Here is a 6000-nt window from a genome sequence, read left to right on the forward strand (position 1 = left end):
GGTTTCGTTGCGAAGAACAGCCTTTCGCCTATTCCTGATCACGACGACGGTTCTGGGATCCGCGGCTTTCACGGCCGGGCCGGCGAACGCGGGCGGCTGCTACGGATCCAGCTGCAACGGCCGCAACCCGCAGGGGCTGTGCAGTGCCGACGCTCGCACGGCGAAGTCGGTGACCACCCCCTACGGCGTGCTGGTCGAGCTGCGGTACAGCCCCAGCTGCAGGGCGGCATGGGGCCGGATCCTCAACGCCTATACCAACGATGTCGTCGTCGTGGACAGCACCGACGGTCGCTCTTACACCGCAACCGTTCGGTTCGGCAAAGACGCGTTCACTCTCATGGTCAATGACATCGACCCGTTGCAAGCGCACGCGTGCGGAGGCGCTACTTCGCCTGACTTTAGGTGCACAGACTGGTACTGACGGATTACCACCCGCCGCGGCGGAGCCGTCGATGCCGTGTCAGCGGAGCTGTTGCAGGATGGTCGTGTCGGTGATCTTTTGATCGTCGGCCAGCAGGAACGCTTTGGACAAAATCAGTGACAGCATTGGGTCCTCGGCGAACGGCAGATGCACCTTGCTGCCCTTGTCTCGGGCGGCGACGATGCACAGATAGGCGTCGTTGGGCTCCATGAGGATGTTGCCCGAGCCGAGATGAATCTTGTAGGTGCGCAAGCTTCCGCGCACCACCACGAACTTGGCGGTCATGCTCACCCGGTCAGCGATCTTGGTGCGGGGAAGCAGCCGGGCCAGGGCGTCGCGGCGCACCTCGGCCGAGGGCAGCAGATCGCCGAACCCGGCTTGATGCCAATAATCGTGGAAGCGATTCTCGCCGCGGTCTGTCCATTGTGGATCGCCAGCGATCGAGGTGACCCCCACGAACAGGTCGACGTCGCGCATCGCTTCGGTGAAGATCAATGGCGGCACGTTGCCGACCGTTGAGGGGGCCCACACCGCGCCGTCGCGGCGCTCGAAGCGCACCTGATCGGTGGAGCAGTAGCGTGCCTCGTAATCGCTTTGGTCGGCGTTTTCCACCAGGTCGTGGTAGAACGACGCGCGCCATTGGCCGCCACCGAACTCCTTGCGCGCCTCGCCGTTAAAGCCGCCGTCCCAGGTGCCCAGATAGCCCGATTGCCAGCCACGCACCCGCATCAGCGCGTTGGCCTGCCGGTAGCGCAGAATGTGACCGGCGAACCGGTTGGAGTAGACCCGGGTCTGCTCCTCGGCGGGCGTCAACAGATAGATCTCCCGAAATATCTGTTTGATCGGCTGGCGCAGCTCGTGATCGACCACATGGTCTCGCCAGGCCCGTACCTCATCCATGTGGGCCAGGGCGGGATGCCACAGCCGCACCCGCTCGACCACCACTGGCGGACCTTCGAGCGGCGCGAGCGCCCAGCCGTCGCCGTGGCGCACCGGAAGGCCGGTGGTGTTGTCGGACAAGGAGACCCAGAGCAGCTCGCGGCCGAGCCGGGCGGTGATCGGATGCTCGAGATAGCGGGTGACCCAGTCTTGATAGGACCATTGCCGTTCTTCCGACAGCACCGACTCGACCCGTTGCCGCTCTTGGGCCAGCGTCTTGTCGATCTCCTTGACCAGCGCCCGCAAGGCGGCTGTGTCGTCCTTGATGGCCGCGGGTGCGCTCTTGAGTGGCTTGCCGTCACGCTCGAACGTCAGCCGTGCCCGGTCGGCCGAGACGGTCACTTCGGCCTGGTAGGCGCCGATGGTGGTGCGCAGACTTCCCTCCGGGTCAAGCCCGTGGTCGTTGACCACCAGCTCCATCGCCTCGCCCAGGCTCCATCCCCGCAACGCGCCCGCCTGCGCCAGCGCCTCATGCAGCCGGGACAGCAGCGCCTTGTTCTTCACCGCCAGGGTCATCCGGGCAAACGTCGCGATCGGCAGCTCGCCGGGGCGGGCGCTCAGCGCGGTCACCGTCGCGATCGCCGTGCGGGGCGCGTGCGGATAGCCTTTGGCCCGCTCCGGGGCGCTGCCCGCGGCCCGCAGCACGGCGGCGAGCAGCTCGGTGGTGCGATCGTCAGTCTCCCCGGCCACCGTCCACATGAGACCGCGCAGCAGCCGATCGGTGTCGTCGTGCAGGGAATGGTGGTGGCCCGCGAACAGCTCAAGGATCGCCACGGCGACGGCTCGGCCGGTGGGTGCGGCCGCGACCAGCTGGCCGGTGGTCTTGAGCCACTTGGCCGTCGGGGAGGGCTTGTCCAGTGTGGCGCAGTGCAGCAGCAGACCGCCGACACCGCTGCCGGTCAGCATGTCGGCTAGCTCGTCGCGCACGCGCGGGCCGAAGGTGTCGCCGGTGTGCAGCACCGAGCCCGGCACCCGAGATCCGTTCAGCATGTCGAGCGCCTGCCCGACCATGCCCGACACCCAGCGCCTGCTGTCGGCGGAGACGAAATAGTCCTCGTGCACATAATCCACGAGTGCCTGCAACACCGGACCTAGACCGGTGAGCAACTCCCTGTCCAGCCGGGCAGCGATCGCCGCGGGGATCTCCAGGTGGGCCATCGCCTGTGTCTCGGCGGGAGCCTCGGAAGCCTTGCGCAGCGCCCACACCAGGTCGTCGCGAGTCCACGACAGCGGCAGCGCCCCAAGCTTGCGCAGCAACCTGGCCGACCCCTGGCAGCCGGACCAGGCGTGCAGCGCCAAGGTCGCCCGGCGAAGATCCTCGATCTTCCAGGACCGCACGGCCTTCCAATCGGCCAGGTCAAGATCTTGCTGCCAAGAATGCGTCGGTTGCAGCTCGGGCTCGATGCGAGCCAGCGCGGCGGCCAGCCCATATTCGACCCGCGCGGTCTCCTCCGCGGTCAGCTCAGGAATCAGCTCAGCCCAGTGGTTTGGCCGCACGTTAGCCTCCCACCAGCGCGACGAGCTTGATGAAGGAGACGCACGGATTGTCGTGCAGCTCGATCATGTCATCGAGATCGTCGATCTGCCGGTCGCCGACCAGCATGACGAAGCCGTTGCGGTCGAACGCGCGGCAGGCGGCGTCGGCCTGCTGCTCCCAATCCAGGCGGCGGCGGGTGCGCAGGCGATAGCCGTTGACGGTGACCTCGGTGTCGGTGGGTTGCACCAGGCCGCGAAACACCTCCGTGTCGGCGGCGTTGAACCGCGCCACCTCCTCGCGCACCCGCAGCCGCACCAGCTCCCGGGCACTGATGCGCTCCGGCAGGCCGGGCAGCTCCCAGCTGGCTATCTCACGCCCGGTCGGCGTCTCATCTCGCAACACAACGCTCGGCACGCGTGCATCGTGGCATCCGCCACCGACATTTCGCTGCCCCGTCAGCTGAGCAGCTGCTTCTCCAGCAACGACCTTCTTCGGGCGCGGGGACTCAGCCGCACGCCGGCCAGCCAGCGCTGGAGCCGGTCGGCAGCGCCGTCCAGGGCAGCGACGGCCTCGGCGCCGACGTCCTCCAGCAGGCGGTAGGCCACCTCACCGGTGGGCAGCTGCGCCCACCCGCCGACCACCCGGCCGTCGCACCACACGGTCGGCCCGGCGTTGCCCGTGTTGTCGAAGACCGCGGCTGCATGCTCGCCCAGATACCAGTGCCGCTGCGCCCACCCCATCGGCGTCGGGTCGAGCGCGGGCAGCAACGCCACCCAGGGCGGCTGCTCGCCGACCGGGTCGACGTCTTCGGCCAGCACCAGACCGGTCACGCCGTCGAGATCGACCTCGATCGCACCGGACGCGGTCAGCGCCTCGCGGGTATGGGCGGCCGTCCATCCGGTCCACCACTTCAGATCGGCCATGGTGGCCGGGCCGAAAGCGCCCAGCCAGGCTTTGGCCAACTCGGCGCGGGCCTGCGCGGGGGAAAGCTCGGGCAGCCCGCCGGGCAGCCACGCGTCCATCGGTGACCACGTCCATTGCGAGCTGGTCCACGAGCCGGACGGGCGGCCCCGCGCTATTCGGCCCTCCGCCGCGAGCAGGAACAGGACCCAAGCGGTGATAGTTGTTGTTGACTCATACGATTTGCCTGCCGCCAGCCGTATCCGTGTCAGCAGCCGCGGTTCTTCGGTGGAGATCTGAGCGGCGGTCGCCTTGCCCCGCTTGGCAAGGGCGGCTTCCGCGGCGGCCTGCAGCTCGGCCAGCCAGGCCTCATCTCCCACGCCGGCCTCGGCGAGCAATTGAACGTAGGTCCGCCGGCTTTGCGCCACAAAGGTTTTCACGCATGAGTGGGCAATCGCGGAAGCCAACTCGACCGGGGCCACGAACAGGGTGCGGCGCATACCGTGCAGGCGCAGCAGCGACCGCTCGTCATACAGCGCGCTCTCTATGGCCGCCACGGTGACTTCCGGCTGGCGCGCATAGATCGACAGGAACACCGTGGCCGGATCGGTGGCGTGTAGCGCGACCATGCTCTGGGCCACCTCCAGTGGGGAGGAGGCGTGGGCGGCGAGCCGATGCCGCAGGCCAAGCCGGGCGCGCCGCTGCGCTACCGAAATCCGTCGCATCCGGCCGTTCTACCAGACGCGCTAGCGTCAGCTGCGCGGCAGCAGACCGCGCACGTAGGCCGCCTGGCCGACGTGCTGAACGTCATCCTCGAGCACGCTGACCAGCCGCACGCCAAGGGTCACCGGCGGATCCCAGCGCTCGTCCACCACCCGGTCGAGATCGGTGGCCTTCAGACCGCGCAACATTTTCTGGGTACCCAGAGAAACTGCCTCGTAATAATCGATGAGCACCTGAGCGCTCTCGGGCCGGACCGCCGCGACCTGCTTGGGGTTGTGACCGTATCCGGTGTTGGTGGGGTCGGGGTCAAGCCCGAAGCGGCCGGCCCAATCGCCGCCGACCCACACCTGCTCCTGCTCAAGAAGCTCGGCGATGTGGTGGTCCTGGATTCGGCTGAGGTGCCAGACGAGCCAGCCGATCGGGTTCGCGTCAGCCGTCGGCGCCCAGCGCAACTGCTCCAGGGTCAGCCCGTGCACCGCGGATCGGACAAGGTCCGGCAGCCGATCAAACGCCTCGATTAGCACCTTGCTCACGTCCACGTCTCTACTATCCCTTGCGGCCAGCCGATAGCGCGGCGCAACGCCGTAGGCCGGGTGCCGAAGCACCCGGCCACAGACTCAGTGCCGTGCCGGTTTGTGCGGATCGGACACTCGTGAGCGGAACATGGTGCGCGCCATGGTGATCAGCATGAGCAGCATGCCGCCGAGCAGGGCGAGCCAGGACCAGGCCCAGCCGACCGTGAACGTCAGCACGACAAATCCCGCGAGCGCCGCGAGCCAAATGCCCGCGGTGTAGAGGCCGAACCGGGCGGCCGCCGCCGGATCGTTGGCGAACGCCTCGCCCATGTCCTGGTGCTCGCGTTGCATCCGCAACACCCAGGGCTTGTGCCGGTTGGTCTGGGTCACGCCCAGGTAGGTGAATGCGACCACGGACAGGCTCAGCAGCACGCCCCCGGTCACCAGCAGCCCCACCGGCCAGTCGGGGCTGGCGGCGGCCACGCACCCTGCCCCGGCCAATCCCAGCACCGCGGCCGCGCCGTAGCGCAGCGCGCGACCGAGCGGCAGCGGATAGTTGGTGGTGGTCTCCTGACATAGCGCATCGACCACGATGATCCCGCCGACCAGGGCCAGCACCGCGATGGCGGCGGCCTGCCAGTCTTGCATCGCGTCAGGGTCGAGCACCGACCACACCACGACCGCGAGCGCGGCCGCCGCCACGAGCGACAGGATCAGCGTGCGCACGACGAACGCCGGTCGAGGGCGCACCCGCTTGTCGATCCACGGCGCCGCCGAGGTGGCCCCGGCCTCGGCGACTATGGATCGGATGTCGCCCAGCTCGGCCATTGCCCGCTGCGCGGACGCATCGCTGCTCACCCCGGAACGCTCCAGCTCGGCCATCCGGGCCACCAGATTGGAGCGCATCTCCTCTTTCAGATCGCGCGCCTCCGAGGTCATCTCGACGTCAGCGAACGCCTCGTCGAGGAGGCGATGGATCGCCAAGTTGTTGTCGGTCATCGCTGCCGCCTTCCCGGTCGTGTAGT

General features: G+C 68.2%; 6 protein-coding genes. 1 reads left to right on the forward strand and 5 read right to left on the reverse strand.

Features of this window, described 5'->3' with window-relative positions; translation table 11 throughout:
- The first annotated feature begins 7 nt into the window (after positions 1–7).
- Positions 8–421, forward strand: coding sequence for a DUF2690 domain-containing protein (locus Rhe02_RS36645; protein ID WP_203913051.1), 414 nt, complete (start codon positions 8–10; stop codon positions 419–421).
- A gap of 39 nt (positions 422–460) precedes the next feature.
- On the opposite strand, the gene Rhe02_RS36650 is transcribed toward Rhe02_RS36645, so the two are convergent.
- The 5 genes from Rhe02_RS36650 to Rhe02_RS36670 all read right to left on the reverse strand — a co-directional run.
- Positions 461–2857 carry a DUF4132 domain-containing protein gene (locus Rhe02_RS36650; protein WP_203913052.1) on the reverse strand — a complete coding sequence of 799 codons (2397 nt, stop codon included), beginning with the start codon at positions 2855–2857 and terminating at the stop codon, positions 461–463.
- A gap of 1 nt (position 2858) precedes the next feature.
- Positions 2859–3251: a hypothetical protein gene (locus Rhe02_RS36655; RefSeq protein ID WP_203913053.1), complete on the reverse strand. Its 393-nt coding sequence runs from the start codon at positions 3249–3251 to the stop codon at positions 2859–2861.
- Positions 3252–3292: 41 nt separating this feature from the next.
- Positions 3293–4462, reverse strand: a complete 1170-nt coding sequence (locus Rhe02_RS36660) for a winged helix DNA-binding domain-containing protein (protein WP_203913054.1) — start codon at positions 4460–4462, stop codon at positions 3293–3295.
- A 27-nt stretch (positions 4463–4489) separates the two neighbouring features.
- Entirely contained in the window at positions 4490–4999 is a 510-nt protein-coding gene (locus Rhe02_RS36665; protein WP_203913055.1) for a mycothiol transferase, read from the reverse strand.
- A gap of 78 nt (positions 5000–5077) precedes the next feature.
- A partial coding sequence (locus tag Rhe02_RS36670) for a permease prefix domain 1-containing protein (protein WP_203913056.1) occupies positions 5078–6000 on the reverse strand: 923 nt, incomplete at its 5' end.

Origin of the sequence: Rhizocola hellebori (assembly GCF_016862955.1) — a bacterium.
GTDB classification, from domain to species: Bacteria; Actinomycetota; Actinomycetes; order Mycobacteriales; family Micromonosporaceae; genus Rhizocola; species Rhizocola hellebori.